We start from the raw sequence: 15,154 nt of genomic DNA, 5'->3' as shown, positions 1-15,154 counted from the left end.
GGAGGCCGATTCCACGGGCCGGTTCCCGGACGGGGGGTGGAGGCGCCCTCGGTGACTCCGGGGGCGCCGCCCGCTGGCCCGGGGCGGGCTCCACCGCGAGACTGGAAGGGTGCGCACAGTCAAAGCGGCGGCCGCAGCCGTCACGGTAGCGATAGCAGCGGGCGCGGCCGGCGTCGCCGCGGGCCGCTTGGCCAGCGACGCCGCGCTCAAGGCGCCCCCGGGCCGCCCGCTGCCCACAGAACCCCGCCTCACCGTGCACTCCCTGGCGGCCGGCCGGATCGCGCTCACCCGCGACCTGGCCTCCCAGCGACCCGGCACCTACGGCCTGTCCGGAGACGGCTCGCACGCGGTCGTCGGGCCGGTCATCGACACCGCCTCCCACACCGCCGACACCGTCGTACGCCGCCTGGAACGCGTCACCCACGGCACGCTGGAGCCCGGCGACAAGGCCTGGCTCACCCCCAACCTGTACATCGGCAACCCGAGCGCCGCCCTCGGCCTGGACCACGCCGACGTCGACGTGCCCGGGGAACTCGGGACCCTTCCCGCCTGGTTCGTGCCCGGCGTCCGCGACACCTGGGTGATCACCGTGCACGGGCTCGGCACCACCCGGGAACACCCCATGAACGTCATGGGGTTCCTCAGCCGCCAGCAGTTCCCGGTCCTCGACATCGCCTACCGCGGCGACCTCGGCGCACCCCGCCCGCCGGACGGCCTGAACCACCTCGGCGAGACCGAGTGGCGCGACGTGGACGCCGCCATCCGCTACGCCGTGCGCCACGGCGCCGAGCGCGTCGTCCTGCACGGCTGGTCCACCGGCGCCACCATGGCGCTGCGGGCCGCCGCGCACGCCGCGCTGCGCGAGCGGATCTCCGGGCTCGTCCTGGACTCGCCGGTGCTCAGCTGGGAGGCCACCCTGCGCGCACTCGCCGCGGCCCGCCGCACCCCCGGCGCGCTGCTGCCGCTGGCCGTCCGCGCCGCCCAGGGCCGCACCGGTCTGCACGGCGACCGCGTCCAGAGCGCCGTGGATCCGAACCATCTGCGGGTGCCCGTCCTGGTCTTCCACGGCCCCGACGACACGGTCGCCCCCTGGGGTCCCTCGCGACGCCTCGCCGAGCGCCGCCGCGACCTGGTCACCCTGCACACCGTGCGGAACGCTCCGCACGGGGCGATGTGGAACGTGGACCCCGGGACCTACGAAGAGGCCATGCGGCGCTTTCTGACGCCGCTCATGTAGCGGTTGCCCCCGGCCGGTCGGGCCGGACCGGTTGCGGCGCTGCCGACCAGGCACCCGCCCGCTCCTCGCCGCAACGGGGCCCGAGCCCCCTCACACCCCTGGACCCCGCCCCGGCGCACTCCCTTCCGCTTAGGCATCCGGCACGCGCTTTCCCTCTGCGCACCCCCTCTCCGGACCCTGTGCGTCGGCCGGCCCCGTCGCCCGCCGTGACATTCCGTTTGGGTTTTCGGACCGTCAACCGGAAGACTGCACCCGTGACGTCCCGTAACCCGCGCGACTCCAGGCTCCGACTCGTCCGCCCGCGGCCCCTGGCCGCCGCGCCCCGAGCGGTGACCCAGCACCGCTCGCGCCGCCCCGCACCCCGGCCGCCCGAGGGCACACCCCCACCCGCGGAACTGGCCAGAATGGCCCGCACCCGGCTGGCCGACGCGGCCCGGGTCGCGCACTGGGCCGACGCCGCGCTCCGCCCGGGCCGGGACAGTGCGACCCCCGGCGGCAAGGGCACCCTCTCCGACGCCACCGCCGAACGGGCCGCCGCCGACCTCGGCCTGACCGCCGCTCAGGTCCGCGCCGACTGGGACACCGCCCGTCTGGCCGGACTCGTCGAGGTGCACGGCGACAGCGCCCGCCCCGGCTGGAGGCTGCGCGCCTGGAACCGTGACGACTCCGCCGTGCTGCGCGGCTGGGTCGCCCTCTTCGACGCCTGGTCGCTCGCCTGCCCCGAGCCCGCCGACCGTGAGCACGCCGCCGTCGCCGAGGTCGTCTCGGCCATGCCCCAGGTGCTCTCCTTCCTGCAGCTGTCCGCAGGGCCCGTCCCCGTCGAGCAGCTCCTCGACCTCCTTCAGCAGCGGGTCACCGAACTGCGCACCGAGCGGTGCGAGGTTCCGTACGGGCCCCGGCCCGCACCCCTGGAGATGCCGGTCCAGGACTCCGCCGAGGACACGGAGCTCGCCCCCCTCCTCGACTGGGCCCTCGACGCGCTCGCCTACGTGGGCGCCCTCACCTGCGCCGACGGGCAGGCCACCCTCACCGCGCTCGGCAGCTGGGCGGTCTGGGTGAAACTGGAGCAGATCTGCGTCGCCGCGCAGAGCCCCGCCGGGAACATCGAGCAGAACGCGGAGGACATGCTCCGCGGCTGCGCCCAGCTCCGCCCGAACGCGGCCCGCGCCGAGTACCGCGCCTGGCTCGCGGCCCGCCCGGTCGGCATCGCCGTCACCGAACTCCTGGACGCCGCCCGCGGCGAGGACGCCCTTCTGCGCGGCCTGGCCTTCGAGGCGCTGCGCGTGGTCGGAGCCCCTGCCGAGCCCGATGTGCGTGCTGTCGCGGACGAGACCCCGCTGCGCCCCTACGCCCTGCTCTGGCTCGCCGAGCACGAGGGCCAGGACCCCGAGGACGCCCACGAGGTGCTCACCCGTCAGGAGGCCACCTGGCTGTGGGTCGACACCGCCGCGGCCGTCGCCGACCATGGCGAAGCCCCGCTCCTCGTGCGCCACTTGGAGTCCGCCGTGCAGCCCACCGTGCCCGCGCTCCTCGACGAGGTGCGCGCGGTGGGGCACCCCCGCACCGTGCAGGTCCTGGTCGCGCTCGCCGCCGCCCACCCGGACCCGGCGCTCGCCAAGGCCGTGCGCCGCGCCGCGTTCCAGGTCCACAGGGGAGGCAGCTGACCGCTGGTCAGACCGCTGTCTCAGGGGCGTACGTGCCGAAACTCCAGATGTTGCCCTCGGTATCGCGGGCCATGTAGTCCCGCGAGCCGTAATCCTGATCCGTCGGGGGCATCAGGATGTCGGCGCCGTGCTCCACGGCCCGCTGGTGGTGTGCGTCGACGTCGTCCACGACGATGTACACCCCGCTCGGGCCCGCGCCCTTCATCGCCTCGTCGAAGGCACCGCCCCGGCCCTTCGAGCCCAGCATCACCGCGCCGTTGCCCTGCACCAGCTCGGCGTGCAGCACCGAGCCGTCCTCCCCCTCGTACACCGACAGCTCCGTGAAGCCGAAGGCTTCCGTCAGCTGCCTGATCGCCGCCTTCGCGTCCACGTACAGCAACGTCGGGTAGATGCTCGGCCGCCTGCCGTCCATGCCCGCCATCCCGATCACTCCCTCCGGTGTCCCGGCCGGAACCATGGCCTGTCGCTCAGTCTCGCACCGGCCACTGACAATCCCCCCCGCCGGAAGGACGGACCGGGCCCACCCCGGCCGACCGGAGCACCACCCGCCGCATGAGCGGTCCCCTGAGCCATCCTCGTACGCTCCCCGGAGCGCGGCGCCGGGCCATGGCACGAACGGGGGACACACCGGCCGCGTCACGTCCTCGTACGCCGCACCCGCGCCTACAGTGCGCCCCGGGCTCCCGGACGGAGTGACGGACAGGGCAACGAGCATCACAGCGCCGAACGTCCGCACACACAAAAAGTGCTTGCACGACCCCGTTAGACTGGGGCCCATGGCCATTCTCCTCGCGCATTAGACGGCGGGAACGTCCTCAGCCGCCCATCCCGCCCTCCCATCCGCCCTGGAGTCTGTCCGTGATCTCCGCCTCCGGTATCGAGCTGCGCGCCGGTGCCCGCATCCTCATCGAGAACGCCTCCTTCCGCATCGCCAAGGGCGACCGCATCGGCCTCGTCGGCCGCAACGGCGCGGGCAAGACCACCCTCACCAAGGTCCTCGCCGGCGAGGGCATCCCCGCCGCGGGCAGTGTCACCCGTTCCGGCGAGGTCGGTTACCTCCCCCAGGACCCGCGCACGGGCGACCTGGACGTGCTCGCCCGCGACCGCATCCTCTCGGCGCGCGGCCTGGACGTGTTGATCCGCAAGATGCGCGAGAACGAACAGCGCATCGCCGTCGGCAAGGGCTCCACCCGCGAGAAGGCTCTCAAGCAGTACGAGCGCCAGGAGACCGAGTTCCTCACCAAGGGCGGGTACTCCGCCGAGGCCGAGGCCGCCACCATCGCCGCCGCGCTCAACCTGCCGGACCGCGTACTGGGCCAGCCCCTGCACACGCTCTCCGGCGGTCAGCGCCGCCGTATCGAGCTGGCCCGCATCCTGTTCTCGGACGCGGACACCCTGCTGCTCGACGAGCCGACGAACCACCTCGACGCCGACTCGATCATCTGGCTGCGCGACTACCTGAAGACCTACCGCGGCGGTTTCATCGTCATCTCGCACGACGTGGACCTGGTCGACACGGTCGTCAACAAGGTGTTCTACCTGGACGCCAACCGCTCCACGATCGACATCTACAACATGGGCTGGAAGCTCTACCAGCAGCAGCGCGAGGCCGACGAGAAGCGTCGCAAGCGGGAGCGGCAGAACGCCGAGAAGAAGGCGGCCGCGCTCAACGCCCAGGCGGACAAGATGCGCGCCAAGGCCACCAAGACGGTCGCCGCGCAGAACATGGCCCGCCGGGCCGAGCGCCTGCTGTCCGGCCTCGAAGCGGTCCGCCAGTCCGACAAGGTCGCCAAGCTGCGGTTCCCCGAGCCCGCTCCCTGCGGCAAGACCCCGCTGACGGGCGAGGGCCTGTCGAAGTCGTACGGCTCGCTGGAGATCTTCACCGACGTCGACCTGGCCATCGACAAGGGTTCCCGGGTCGTCATCCTAGGTCTGAACGGTGCCGGCAAGACCACCCTGCTGAGGCTGCTCGCGGGCGTCGAGCAGCCGGACACCGGTGCCGTGGTCCCCGGTCACGGCCTCAAGCTCGGCTACTACGCCCAGGAGCACGAGACCCTCGACGCGGACCGCACGGTCCTGGAGAACATGCGCTCCGCCGCGCCCGACATGGACCTCGTCGAGGTCCGCAAGGTACTCGGCTCGTTCCTGTTCTCCGGCGACGACGTCGACAAGCCGGCCGGTGTCCTCTCCGGCGGCGAGAAGACCCGTCTCGCCCTCGCCACCCTGGTGGTGTCGTCCGCGAACGTGCTGCTCCTCGACGAGCCGACCAACAACCTCGACCCCGCCAGCCGCGAGGAGATCCTCGGAGCGCTGCGCACCTACAAGGGCGCGGTGGTCCTCGTCACCCACGACGAGGGCGCTGTCGAGGCGCTCCAGCCGGAGCGGATCATCCTGCTGCCCGACGGCGTCGAGGACCTGTGGGGCGCGGACTACGCGGACCTCGTCGCCCTGGCCTGAGCACTACCGTGCGTGGGGCGGCCATGGCCGCTTGATCGAATGGTTGATCCACTGCGTATGGATCATTCGGCCGATCCGTGATCCATCATCTGTGTGAGATCTCCTCGTACCGAGGTGTGTCCTACACCGATTTCGTGGCCGAGCCCTTTCACCCCAAGGGCTCGGCCGTCGCGCGTCGCTGACCTGCGGCTTCCCGGATGAACCCGTTCGGGCGTATGGACACGGCCGGGCGGAACCCCGAATTCCACTCGTGGGGATGTGCTCCTGTCGTCACAACCATGTCGCACGGACCTTGCCGAATGGGTGGCCATCACGCCCCCGAGGGGTGATCATGAGGAGACCAGAGCGCACTTCCCATGAGGAGGCACGGGTGGCCGAGACTCTGAAGAAGGGCAGCCGGGTGACCGGCGCCGCGCGCGACAAGCTCGCGGCAGACCTGAAGAAGAAGTACGACTCCGGTGCGAGCATCCGGGCGCTGGCCGAGGAAACCGGCCGCTCGTATGGCTTCGTTCACCGGATGCTCAGCGAGTCGGGCGTCACGCTGCGAGGGCGTGGCGGGGCGACGCGGGGCAAGAAGGCCACGTCGGCCTGACGCCGGGCGGCCCATCGGCTTCGGTGGTGGCCACCCGGTCGGTCGGGTGACCGGCCGGGTGGTTACTGTGCAGTCACTTGTGGATGTCGTCGTACGGCATCCTCTCCTGACCGCACCCATCGGAGGCGTCCCATGGCTTCGCTCGACCCGGTACTCGACAAGGACGGCGTACGGCTCACCGTCGACGATGCGATCGCCACGGTGACGCTGACCAACCCGGCCAAGCTCAATGCCCAGAGCCCTGCTCTGTGGCGGGCGTTGGCCGAGGCCGGGCGCGCGTTGCCCGGTGCCGTCCGCGTGGTCGTGCTGCGTGCCGAGGGCAAGTCGTTCTCGGCGGGGCTCGACCGGCAGATGTTCACGCCCGAGGGAATCGATGGGGAACCGACCTTCAGCGACCTCGCGCGCAGCAGCGACGCCGAGCTGGACGCTGCCATCGCCGAGTACCAGGAAGGGTTCACCTGGTGGCGGCGCAACGACATCGTGTCCATCGCCGCCGTCCAGGGGCATGCGATCGGTGCCGGATTCCAGCTCGCCCTCGCCTGTGACCTGCGCGTCGTCGCGGACGATGTGCAGTTCGCCATGCGCGAGACCAGCCTCGGCCTCGTACCCGACCTCACCGGCACCCATCCGCTGGTGAGCCTGGTCGGTTATGCCCGCGCACTGGAGATCTGCGCGACGGGCCGGTTCGTCCTGGCCGAGGAGGCCGTGCACACGGGGCTCGCGAACATCGCCGTACCGCGTGAGCAGCTCGACGCCACCGCACGGGACCTGGCGTCCGCACTGCTCACCGCCCCCCGCGACGCCGTGATCGAGACCAAGACACTGCTGCGCGGGGCGCAGGAGCGGTCGTACGAGGAGCAGCGCGCCACGGAGCGGGCCGCGCAGGCCCGCCGACTGCGGGACCTGGCCGGTGTCGGCGACTAGGGCCGGCCCTGTGAAGTCGTGACGTCTTACCGGCCCTGCGACGTTTCAGGGGACGACGGCCGTCACCAGGACGGCGACCGACGGGTGATCCAGCAAGGCCTCCGTCACCGCTCTCCGCACCGCCCGGGCCACGTCCACCGCCCGTCTGTTCTCCGCGACGGCCACTTCCACCCGGACATGGCGGCGCGGCAGGGTCGCCGCGCCCTGCCGTTCCTCGATGTGCACCGCACGGCCCAGGCCGCCGAGTGCGCCCGTGAGCCGGACCACGCCCGGGACGGACCGCACGGCCGCGGCCACCGTCGACTCGTCGGGTCCAAGTGGCGCATCGGGCTCGGCCGGTGGCGCCTGCTCGGGGCTTCGTACCTCGGACGGCTCCTCGATCGCCGAGGGGGCGGCCGGTTCGGCGTCCAGCAGGTCCGTCACCCGCAGGTCCACCGCCGTGACCGTCAGCCCGAGGCGATCCACCGATGCCGTCGCCAAAGCCGCGCGGAGGCGGCCGGCGGTCGTGGGAATCGGTTCGGCGTCCGGGGCGAAGGGGTCCGCCACGACCGCGAACTCCGCGTCGATCCGCAGCGGCCCGGCTGGCAGAGCGCTAGGCGGGGGCGGTACCGCGGGCTCGTACGCCTCCTCCGGTTCGGCGAGCGCGATCCGCAGCGCCTCCATCGACACCCCGCTCACCTCCTCGGCCGCGCGCCGCAGTGCCGAACCGGCCGCCTTCTCGGCGATCCACGCGCCGTCACGCGGGCCACCCAGCGGCAGCAGCCGTCCCCGTCCGGCCGGTCGTCCCGCCCACCCGCCTTGCACCACCGCCCTGCTCGAAGGCTCCCCCCGAGCTGAACGCCCGAGGGAATCTCCCTCGCTCCGCTCGCTCATGTCGGTCCACCGCTCCGCCGTCATTCCTCCAGCCTGCCGCATCCCCGGCGCGCGACCGTGGAACCGCCCTTACTGTGGGTGAAGGAGGACGACCGAAAGGGACTGCGGCGATGACCGAGATGACGGAGCGGAACCGGCCGGAGACGACCTCCGAGGGCGTGGAGGCTCCGCAGACACGCAAGCCCACTCGGCGGGGCGGCGGCGACCCGGCCACAAGGGGACGGACGACCATCGCCGACGGCGTGGTGGAGAAGATCGCCGGGCTCGCGGCGCGCGACGTGCCCGGTGTGCACGCCCTGGGCAGCAGCCTCAGCCGCACCTTCGGTGCCATGCGGGACAGGGTGCCCGGCGGTTCGAGAACCCCCCGCGGCGTGAAGGCCGAGGTCGGCGAGGTACAGACCGCGCTCGACCTGGAGATCGTCGTCGAGTACGGGGTGTCCATCGCCGAACTGGCGCGCGCCGTCCGGGAGAACGTCATCGTGGCCGTGGAGCGCATGACCGGGCTCGAGGTCGTCGAGGTCAACATCGCGGTCAGCGATGTCAAACTGCCCGACGAGGCGGACGAAGAGGCCGAGTCGCGGCTCCAGTAGCCGGGCGACCGTGAGCTGAGGAGCGCAGCATGAGCTTGGCCGTGATCGGCATGATCGCCGGAATGGCGCTGGGCTTCGCCGGGTACTTCGGCGGCTTCGGCGCGTTCCTGCTCGTGGCGGCCCTCGGCGCCGTCGGCCTCGTCGTCGGCCGCCTGCTCGAGGGGGATCTGGACGTCGGTGACTTCTTCCGCACCCGCGACGGCCGGCGGCGGTGACGTGTGCCGGGCCCTACCGTTGCACGTGAGCGCAGTGGCGAGGAGCGCCGGCACCCGGGCGCGGTGCCGCCGGCCGAACGGGGCGCCACCCGGGTCGCCGACCGGGTCGTCGCGAAGATCGCCGCGCAGGCGGCGCGTGAGGCGCTCGGCGCGCTGCCGCCGGACGCCGTGCCGCCGCACGCCACGGTCGTCGTCCACCACGAGACGGCGCGCGTCCGCGTCAGCCTCGAACTCGGCTACCCCTCCGACGTCGGTGGTCAGTGCGCCGCTGTGCGTCGTCGGGTCGCCGAACGGGTAGGCGCCTTGGCGGGGATGAAGGTGCACGAGGTCGCCGTCCAGGTGGAGCGGCTGCACCCCGGCCCGGCATACGGGAGGACGCAATGAGCGAGTCCCAAGGCTACGAGAGTACCCAGAGGCTCCCGGTCATCGAGAAGACCACGGACGGCGGACTGGGCCAGTCCTCGTCCGCGGCGGCGTACGAGCCGCTGGACGGCGCGGACGGCGGGGGCGGCCGCTTCTGGTCGGTGCGCCGCGTTCCCGCGGGCGTCCTCGCGCTGCTCCTCCTGGTCGTCGCGGGTCTGTTCCTGTACGACATCGCGGCCGTCCGGGCCCACCGGCCCGCCATGCACTGGCGCCGGGCGCTCGCCCACCGGCTCGCCGAGCAGCCCCTCGACGGCACCTGGGTGCTGGTCGGCGCGGGCGTGGCCACGGTCCTCGGCCTCTGGCTGCTGGTGCTCGCCGCGACGCCCGGAATGCGCGCTGTGCTGACGATGCGCCAGGCGCACACCGACGTACGGGCCGGACTGCATCGGGACGCCGCCGCCACGGTGCTGCGCGACCGGGCCATGGAGGTCTCCGGGGTGCAGTCCGTGCGCGTCCGCATGGGACGCCGGAGGGCGGACGTGAGGGCGGTGTCGCACTTCCGGGAACTCGACGACGTACGGGCCGACTTGGACACCGCGCTCGCCGACGCCGTTCGGGGCCTCGGGCTCCGCCGGCCGCCCGGGCTGTCGGTGCACGTACGGCGGCCCGGACGGAAGGGGTGAGGCGCGGTGCTGCGGATCGTCAACCGTGTTCTGATCGGTCTGGTCGGCCTGGTCCTGGTCGTCCTCGGCGGTTCCGTGCTCGCTGTCGGCCTGGGCGTGACGCCGCCCTCGTGGTGGATCCACCAGGGCCCGCACGACGTCCTGCTCAGCGATGCCGAGCGCACCCGGTGGCGGGACCAGGGTTGGTGGTGGCCAACGGTCATCGCCGTGCTCGCGCTGCTCGTCCTGCTCGCCCTGTGGTGGCTGTCGGCGGTGCTGCGTCGGCGCCGGCTCACGGAGGTGCTCGTCGACACCGGCGACGGCGAGGGCGCCCTGCTGCGCGGACGGGCTCTGGAGAGCGTATTCACCGGCGAGGCGGGGCAGTTGGACGGCGTCGAACGGGCGTACGTGCTGCTGACCGGACGGCGCAGCGCGCCCGAGGCACGGGTGCGGCTCCTGCTGGCACCGCATGTGGACCCCAGGGACGCCCTGCACCGCCTGACCACCGAGTCGCTCGCCCACGCCCGTGACTCCGCCGGACTTGCGGCGCTGCCCGCCGAGGTAAGGCTGCAGGGGGTCAGGCATCGGGCGGAGCGCGTGAGCTGACAGCCCGGAGCGGGCGGGCCGCCGGGTCATGCCCGTGGGTCAGAACCCGTGCCGGAAGCCGCCGTCCACCGGGACCATGATGCCGGTCAGGTACGACGCCGCCGGCGACAGCAGGAACGCGGCCGTGCGGCCGAACTCCTCCGGGGTGCCGTAGCGGCGCAGCGGGATGCGGGCCGCGTTCGCCGCGCGCGTCGCCTCCGGATCGGCGGACAGGGCGTCCAGTTCGCGCACCCGGTCCGTGTCGATGCGGGCCGGGAGCAGACCGACGACGCGGATGCCGCGCGGGCCCAGCTCGTCCGAGACGGACTTGGCGAAGCCCGCGAGCCCGGGACGCAGACCGTTGGAGATGGTCAGGCCCGGGATCGGCTCGTGCACCGAAGCGGAGAGCACGAAGCCGATGACGCCGCCCGCGGTCAGCTCCGCGGCGGCGGCCCGGGCCAGCCGCACCGCGCCCAGGAACACCGACTCGAACGCGGCCGTCCACTGCTCGTCCGTGTTGTCGGCGAGATGGCCCGGCGCCGGGCCGCCGACGCTGATGAGGATGCCGTCGAAACCGCCGAAGTGCTCGCGCGCCGCGGAGATCAGCCGGGCCGGCGCCCCGGGGTCGGCGTTGTCCACGGCCACGCCCACGGCGTTCGCGCCCAGTTCGGCCGCGGCCTCGGCGGCCCGCTTCTCGTCGCGGCCCGTGACGACCACCTTCGCCCCGTCGGCGACGAGTTCCCGCGCGGCCGCGTTGCCCAGCCCGCGCGTGGAGCCGGTGACGACGTACACACGGTCCTTCAATCCAAGATCCATGGCCCCTATCCTGCCTTCTCGTGCCCGTAGAGGGCGAGGGTGGTGCCCACCGGACCGAGGCGGATGAGGGATGAGGACTGCGGGGACTTTCCGAACCGGTGGAGCGATCACGGGCGGGGCGGGGAGTGACACGCGGGGCGGACGCGCCGCCCAGCCCTGACGCCCGCGTCCGTCCCGCACGTCCTTCGTCTTCCCGGTTTCGGGCGTCTCGCACATCCTCGCGCCTGCGGGTTCCGCCTCTCCGGGAGGCGGGTCCGCGGCCCCGGCCGTCCGGCCGGGCGGCGCCGGAGGTGACGGTCAGGCCGCCGCCGGTGCCGGCTCCTCGCTCGTCTCCTCGGGCGCCTTGGCCCGCTCCCGGGCCTCGCGGCGGACCAGGATCACCCAGCCGAGGGGGACGCCCATCGCGAACAGCCACCACTGGACCGCGTACGGCAGGTTGATGTCGCCGAGGCCGATCCAGCTGCTGTCCTCCTTGGGCGACGGGATCAACTCGGGGCTGCCGCCCTTGGGGGCGGGGGAGGTCAGTTCGATGTAGCCGCCGAGCATCTGCTTGGCGGAGGTGTCGCCCGCGTCGCTCAGGAGCGTGCCGATCTGCTTGCTGTTGATCAACATGATCTGGCGGTCCGGCAACCCCTTGACGTTCTTGATGCCGCTCGCGGCCGTCGTCTCGTCCTGCATCAGCCGGCCGGTGACCGTGATCTCGCCCCCGGCGGGTGCGGGGATCTTCGGGAAGGAGGTCTGCGAGGCGGGGGAGGCGATCCAGCCCCGGTTGACGAGCAGCGTCCTGCCACTGTCCAGCACGAACGGCGTCAGGACGTGGTAGCCGACCTGATCGTCCGTGTTCGTACGACGGCGCACCACCAGTTCGTGCGCCGTGTCGAAGTGGCCCTTCGCGGTCACCCGGCGGTAGAGGTCGTCGTGCCGGACGGTCCCGCCGACGGAGGCGAGCGACTCGGCGGGCACGGGCTGCGCCGCCAGCGAGTCGTTGATCACCTTGTTCAATGCTTGCCTGTGGTCATGGCGGTGCAGCTGCCAGAAACCCAGCCTGATCATCGTCGGAATGAGCAGGAGGGCCACGAGGGTGAGGATCACCCACTGGCGGGTCAACAGGAAGCGGTACACCCCACGACCGTACAACTCGGTCGTGGGGCGTATTCAGGCGGGTGCCGGCTCACACCTTGTCGACGATCCCCACTTTCCCCTCGGCGCGGGCGCAGTGGGCTCCGCAGTACCAGTGGCCCTCGACCTCGACGCCCTGGCCGATGATCTGGACACGACAGTGTTCGCAGATGGGTGCCATACGGTGGATGGCGCAGGAGAAGCAGTCGAAGACGTGCACCGCGCCCTGGGCGTGCACCTCGAAGGTCATTCCATATTCATTGCCGCAAACTTCACATCTCGCCATGCGCCACAGGGTGTGCTGTCGCCGCCGCGCGGGCGAGCGGGCGCCGGGCGAGTCGCACGGCAATCACCCGTACGTCCGTCAGCGCCCCTCCGACGCCGCCGCTCTCGTCTGTGTCTCCGCGGGCTCGACGTCCCGCAGCAGCTGCCCGAACGCGGCCTCGTCCACCACGGGTGTCCCGTACTGCCGTGCCTTGACCGTCTTCGAGGTGCCCGAGTCGGGATCGTTGGTGACGAGCAGGCTGGTGAGCCGGGACAGGCTCGTAGCGATGTGCAGTCCCGCCTCGACGGCTCGGTCCTCCAGCAGTTCGCGGTCGACCGACGTGTCGCCGGAGAACGCCACCCGCATGCCCTGCTTGAGTCGTTTGCCCTCTTCGTACCGTCCGGGGTTGGGGTAGGGGCAGGCGGGGCGCCTGCGGGAAGGGCGCCAACTGCCCGGCCGGTAGCCGCCGGACGACTGCCGGCCGATGGTCGGGGAAGCGGACCACTCCGTCAGCGGGCGGCACTCCAGCAGCGGCAGTCGTACGCCTTCACGCGCGGCTGTGTGCAGACTGGGCCGAAACGCCTCGGCCAGCACGCGCGCGTCGTCCAGTGCGTGGTGCGCCCGCTGCTGGACGACGCCGAAGTGCGCGGCAAGGGTCTCCAGCTTGTGGTTGGCCAGCGGCAGGCCCAGTTCCTTGGAAAGCGCGATGGTGCACAGCCGCTGACGGACCGGGGCCTCGCGCTCCGCGCGCGCGTACTCCCGGGCGATCATCGACCAGTCGAAGACCGCGTTGTGCGCGACCAGGACCCTGCCGGCGAGCCGGTCGGCGAACTCCTCGGCGATGTCACCGAAGAGCGGCGCCCCTTCCAGCGCCTCGCTCGTCAGACCGTGGATCCATACGGGGCCCGGGTCGCGTTCCGGGTCGACCAGCGTGTACCAGTGGTCCTCGACCTCACCGCGTGCGTCCAGCCGGTAGACGGCGGCCGAAATGATCCGGTCGTCCCGGGCCAGTCCGGTGGTCTCCACGTCGACGACCGCGTACCCCTCGGGATACGCGGCCGGCCAGGGGGCCGGGAGCGCTGCGGTCGCAGGGTCTTCGAGCATGGTCATTGAGGATACGGGCCGTGACTGACACTGTTGCGCGCGCCCGTCTCCGGCGGCCCGGTCCGCGTCGCCCGGCGGCGCACACAACACCGGGGCGGGTCGGGCGAGTTCGCTCCCTCCGGGAGGCTGAGGCGCCCGTCAGTGTCCGTGTGTTCTTCTGTGGGGCTTTCGAGATGGGAGAGTATCCGCCTGGTGACAGCCGATCAGGAAAAGGCGGTAGGCGGTCTACAAGGAACTGGACGTTCCGGTCGATCGAGTCGGTGCGGCGATGACGGAACCCGGGGTGCCATCCTCCCGGTGTGATGGAACCGATGCACGACGAGGCCCACGCAGGCGCGCTGGGTTCCCGGCTGAACTGGCTGCGGGCCGCCGTCCTCGGCGCGAACGACGGCATCGTCTCCACGGCGGGCCTCGTGGTCGGCGTGGCCGGCGCGACGACGGCCCGCTCGACTCTGCTGACGGCGGGTCTGGCCGGGCTGCTGGCCGGGTCCATGTCGATGGCGGCGGGCGAGTACGTGTCGGTGTCGACCCAGCGGGACTCGGAGAAGGCGGCGCTGGCCCTGGAGCGGCGGGAGCTGCGGGAACAGCCGGAGGCCGAGCTGGAGGAACTGACGGAGCTGCTGGAGGAACGGGGCCTGTCCCGGGAGGTGGCCCGTGAGGCGGCGGCCCAGCTGACGGCACGGGACGCGCTGCGCGCCCACGCGCGCGTGGAACTCGGGATCGACCCCGACGAGCTGACCAACCCGTGGCACGCGGCGTGGGCGAGCTTCCTGGCGTTCACGGTGGGGGCGCTGCTGCCCCTGCTGGCGATGGTCCTGCCGTCCGCGCCCCTGCGACTCCCGGTGACGGTGGTGTCCGTCCTGGCCGCCCTGGTCATCACCGGCTGGACCAGCGCCCGCCTGGGAGCGGCGAGGCCGGGGCGGGCCGTGGTGCGGAACATGGCGGGCGGGGCGTTGGCGATGGGGGTCACCTATGTCGCGGGGACGTTGTTGGGGGCGGTGGGGGTCTGAGGGTCGGCCGGCGGGACACCTGCGGCGTTCCGGCAGGAAGAGGTCGGCGCCCCCACCGGTCGTCGTGGTAGATCCGCCAACGAGCAAGCGCGAGCCGGTCATACTCGTCGGTAACGACCCCTGGCCCCGGCCGGTCGACGGTCCTACCGTGCACCCAACGAACCTGCCCGATGTCGTGCTGTGGTCGATACCCGCCTTCGTGCTGCTCACCCTGGTCGAGATGGTGAGCTACCGTCTCCATCCCCCCGCTGGTTCGAGTCGGTTCTCAACACGCCGTCGCACCACCGGGTGCACCACGCGTCCCAAGGCGGCTATCCGGACCGTGACTTCGGCGGGATCCTCATCGTCTCGGACCGGCTGTTCGGCTCCTTCGTCCCCGAGACCGACCGGCCCGTGTACGGGTTGACGAAGAACATCGGCACGTACAACCCGCTGAAGGTCGCCACGCACGAGTACGTGGCCATCGCGAAGGACGTCAAGGCGGCGAGCGGCTGGCGCGAGCGGGCCGGACGGGTGCTCCGCGGGCCGGGCCGGCAGCCCGCCGCGACCCGTGTCGTCACGGCGGTACCGGTCGCCGACAACCCCGCCGCATGAGACCCACCGCGACCGCTTCCCGCGCAATTCCCGCTGGTCCAGACCCCCTCGACGAGCGAGGCGCACCGCAGGCGACGTACGGTG

The 15,154-nt window shown here is 72.3% G+C and carries 17 protein-coding genes and 1 pseudogene; 12 read left to right on the top strand and 6 right to left on the bottom strand.

Annotated features, from left to right (window positions below):
* The first annotated feature begins 109 nt into the window (after positions 1 to 109).
* Positions 110 to 1,237, top strand: a complete 1,128-nt coding sequence (locus tag ACZ3TS_RS16125; protein WP_467618145.1) for an alpha/beta hydrolase family protein — start codon at positions 110 to 112, stop codon at positions 1,235 to 1,237.
* A gap of 254 nt (positions 1,238 to 1,491) precedes the next feature.
* Positions 1,492 to 2,901, top strand: coding sequence for a hypothetical protein (locus tag ACZ3TS_RS16120; protein ID WP_467618144.1), 1,410 nt, complete (start codon positions 1,492 to 1,494; stop codon positions 2,899 to 2,901).
* Positions 2,902 to 2,908: 7 nt separating this feature from the next.
* On the opposite strand, the gene ACZ3TS_RS16115 is transcribed toward ACZ3TS_RS16120, so the two are convergent.
* Positions 2,909 to 3,322: a VOC family protein gene (locus tag ACZ3TS_RS16115; RefSeq protein ID WP_467618142.1), complete on the bottom strand. Its 414-nt coding sequence runs from the start codon at positions 3,320 to 3,322 to the stop codon at positions 2,909 to 2,911.
* A gap of 437 nt (positions 3,323 to 3,759) precedes the next feature.
* Between ACZ3TS_RS16115 and ACZ3TS_RS16110 the strand changes: the two genes are divergently transcribed.
* The 3 genes from ACZ3TS_RS16110 to ACZ3TS_RS16100 all read left to right on the top strand — a co-directional run bounded on the left by ACZ3TS_RS16110 (position 3,760) and on the right by ACZ3TS_RS16100 (position 6,874).
* Positions 3,760 to 5,358, top strand: a complete 1,599-nt coding sequence (locus ACZ3TS_RS16110) for an ABC-F family ATP-binding cassette domain-containing protein (protein WP_467618140.1) — start codon at positions 3,760 to 3,762, stop codon at positions 5,356 to 5,358.
* A gap of 370 nt (positions 5,359 to 5,728) precedes the next feature.
* Positions 5,729 to 5,950 (top strand): helix-turn-helix domain-containing protein, encoded by a 222-nt coding sequence (locus ACZ3TS_RS16105; protein ID WP_009337982.1) that lies wholly within the window; start codon positions 5,729 to 5,731, stop codon positions 5,948 to 5,950.
* Between the two features lie 132 nt (positions 5,951 to 6,082).
* Entirely contained in the window at positions 6,083 to 6,874 is a 792-nt protein-coding gene (locus tag ACZ3TS_RS16100) for an enoyl-CoA hydratase/isomerase family protein (RefSeq protein WP_467618139.1), read from the top strand.
* Between the two features lie 45 nt (positions 6,875 to 6,919).
* On the opposite strand, the gene ACZ3TS_RS16095 is transcribed toward ACZ3TS_RS16100, so the two are convergent.
* Entirely contained in the window at positions 6,920 to 7,681 is a 762-nt protein-coding gene (locus tag ACZ3TS_RS16095; RefSeq protein WP_467618136.1) for a nucleopolyhedrovirus P10 family protein, read from the bottom strand.
* A 176-nt stretch (positions 7,682 to 7,857) separates the two neighbouring features.
* Here ACZ3TS_RS16095 and ACZ3TS_RS16090 point away from each other — a divergent pair, with 176 nt between their 5' ends.
* The 5 genes from ACZ3TS_RS16090 to amaP all read left to right on the top strand — a co-directional run bounded on the left by ACZ3TS_RS16090 (position 7,858) and on the right by amaP (position 10,183).
* Complete coding sequence (locus ACZ3TS_RS16090) at positions 7,858 to 8,337, top strand: Asp23/Gls24 family envelope stress response protein (RefSeq protein WP_467618134.1); 480 nt, start codon at positions 7,858 to 7,860, stop codon at positions 8,335 to 8,337.
* A 29-nt stretch (positions 8,338 to 8,366) separates the two neighbouring features.
* Complete coding sequence (locus ACZ3TS_RS16085) at positions 8,367 to 8,552, top strand: hypothetical protein (RefSeq protein ID WP_467618132.1); 186 nt, start codon at positions 8,367 to 8,369, stop codon at positions 8,550 to 8,552.
* Between the two features lie 63 nt (positions 8,553 to 8,615).
* Positions 8,616 to 8,936 carry an Asp23/Gls24 family envelope stress response protein gene (locus tag ACZ3TS_RS16080; protein WP_467618129.1) on the top strand — a complete coding sequence of 107 codons (321 nt, stop codon included), beginning with the start codon at positions 8,616 to 8,618 and terminating at the stop codon, positions 8,934 to 8,936.
* Positions 8,933 to 9,598 (top strand): DUF6286 domain-containing protein, encoded by a 666-nt coding sequence (locus tag ACZ3TS_RS16075; protein WP_467618127.1) that lies wholly within the window; start codon positions 8,933 to 8,935, stop codon positions 9,596 to 9,598. Before ACZ3TS_RS16080 ends, ACZ3TS_RS16075 begins: the two co-directional genes overlap by 4 nt.
* 6 nt (positions 9,599 to 9,604) lie before the next feature.
* Positions 9,605 to 10,183, top strand: coding sequence for an alkaline shock response membrane anchor protein AmaP (gene amaP, locus ACZ3TS_RS16070; RefSeq protein ID WP_467618125.1), 579 nt, complete (start codon positions 9,605 to 9,607; stop codon positions 10,181 to 10,183).
* 39 nt (positions 10,184 to 10,222) lie between these two features.
* Here amaP and ACZ3TS_RS16065 read toward each other — a convergent pair whose 3' ends face one another.
* From ACZ3TS_RS16065 to ACZ3TS_RS16050, 4 genes are all read right to left on the bottom strand, one after another.
* Positions 10,223 to 10,978 (bottom strand): SDR family oxidoreductase, encoded by a 756-nt coding sequence (locus tag ACZ3TS_RS16065; protein WP_467618123.1) that lies wholly within the window; start codon positions 10,976 to 10,978, stop codon positions 10,223 to 10,225.
* A 297-nt stretch (positions 10,979 to 11,275) separates the two neighbouring features.
* Positions 11,276 to 12,100, bottom strand: coding sequence for an SURF1 family cytochrome oxidase biogenesis protein (locus tag ACZ3TS_RS16060; protein ID WP_467618120.1), 825 nt, complete (start codon positions 12,098 to 12,100; stop codon positions 11,276 to 11,278).
* A gap of 49 nt (positions 12,101 to 12,149) precedes the next feature.
* Positions 12,150 to 12,383: a hypothetical protein gene (locus ACZ3TS_RS16055; protein ID WP_467618118.1), complete on the bottom strand. Its 234-nt coding sequence runs from the start codon at positions 12,381 to 12,383 to the stop codon at positions 12,150 to 12,152.
* Between the two features lie 78 nt (positions 12,384 to 12,461).
* The gene (locus ACZ3TS_RS16050; RefSeq protein WP_467618116.1) at positions 12,462 to 13,466 is read right to left on the bottom strand and encodes a DEDDh family exonuclease; all 1,005 of its coding nucleotides are present in this window, start codon (positions 13,464 to 13,466) and stop codon (positions 12,462 to 12,464) included.
* Between the two features lie 299 nt (positions 13,467 to 13,765).
* Between ACZ3TS_RS16050 and ACZ3TS_RS16045 the strand changes: the two genes are divergently transcribed.
* Both ACZ3TS_RS16045 and ACZ3TS_RS16040 read left to right on the top strand, forming a co-directional pair.
* The gene (locus tag ACZ3TS_RS16045) at positions 13,766 to 14,476 is read left to right on the top strand and encodes a VIT1/CCC1 transporter family protein (RefSeq protein WP_467618115.1); all 711 of its coding nucleotides are present in this window, start codon (positions 13,766 to 13,768) and stop codon (positions 14,474 to 14,476) included.
* 243 nt (positions 14,477 to 14,719) lie between these two features.
* Positions 14,720 to 15,070 (top strand): annotated as a pseudogene (locus ACZ3TS_RS16040) (sterol desaturase family protein); the annotation flags it as partial.
* Positions 15,071 to 15,154: the final 84 nt, after the last annotated feature.

This window comes from Streptomyces sp. NPDC022910, from assembly GCF_055561075.1.
The sequence above is the reverse complement of the archived record's forward strand: the minus strand, read 5'-3'. Positions and strand labels throughout refer to the sequence as shown.

Coding starts and splice junctions, on each gene's coding strand:
- ACZ3TS_RS16115 (WP_467618142.1), bottom strand. CDS start 3,322: ATGGCGGGCATGGACGGCAGGCGGCCGAGCATCTACCCGACGTTGCTG.
- ACZ3TS_RS16100 (WP_467618139.1), top strand. CDS start 6,083: ATGGCTTCGCTCGACCCGGTACTCGACAAGGACGGCGTACGGCTCACC.
- ACZ3TS_RS16090 (WP_467618134.1), top strand. CDS start 7,858: ATGACCGAGATGACGGAGCGGAACCGGCCGGAGACGACCTCCGAGGGC.
- ACZ3TS_RS16085 (WP_467618132.1), top strand. CDS start 8,367: ATGAGCTTGGCCGTGATCGGCATGATCGCCGGAATGGCGCTGGGCTTC.
- ACZ3TS_RS16075 (WP_467618127.1), top strand. CDS start 8,933: ATGAGCGAGTCCCAAGGCTACGAGAGTACCCAGAGGCTCCCGGTCATC.
- ACZ3TS_RS16065 (WP_467618123.1), bottom strand. CDS start 10,978: ATGGATCTTGGATTGAAGGACCGTGTGTACGTCGTCACCGGCTCCACG.
- ACZ3TS_RS16055 (WP_467618118.1), bottom strand. CDS start 12,383: ATGGCGAGATGTGAAGTTTGCGGCAATGAATATGGAATGACCTTCGAG.
- ACZ3TS_RS16050 (WP_467618116.1), bottom strand. CDS start 13,466: ATGCTCGAAGACCCTGCGACCGCAGCGCTCCCGGCCCCCTGGCCGGCC.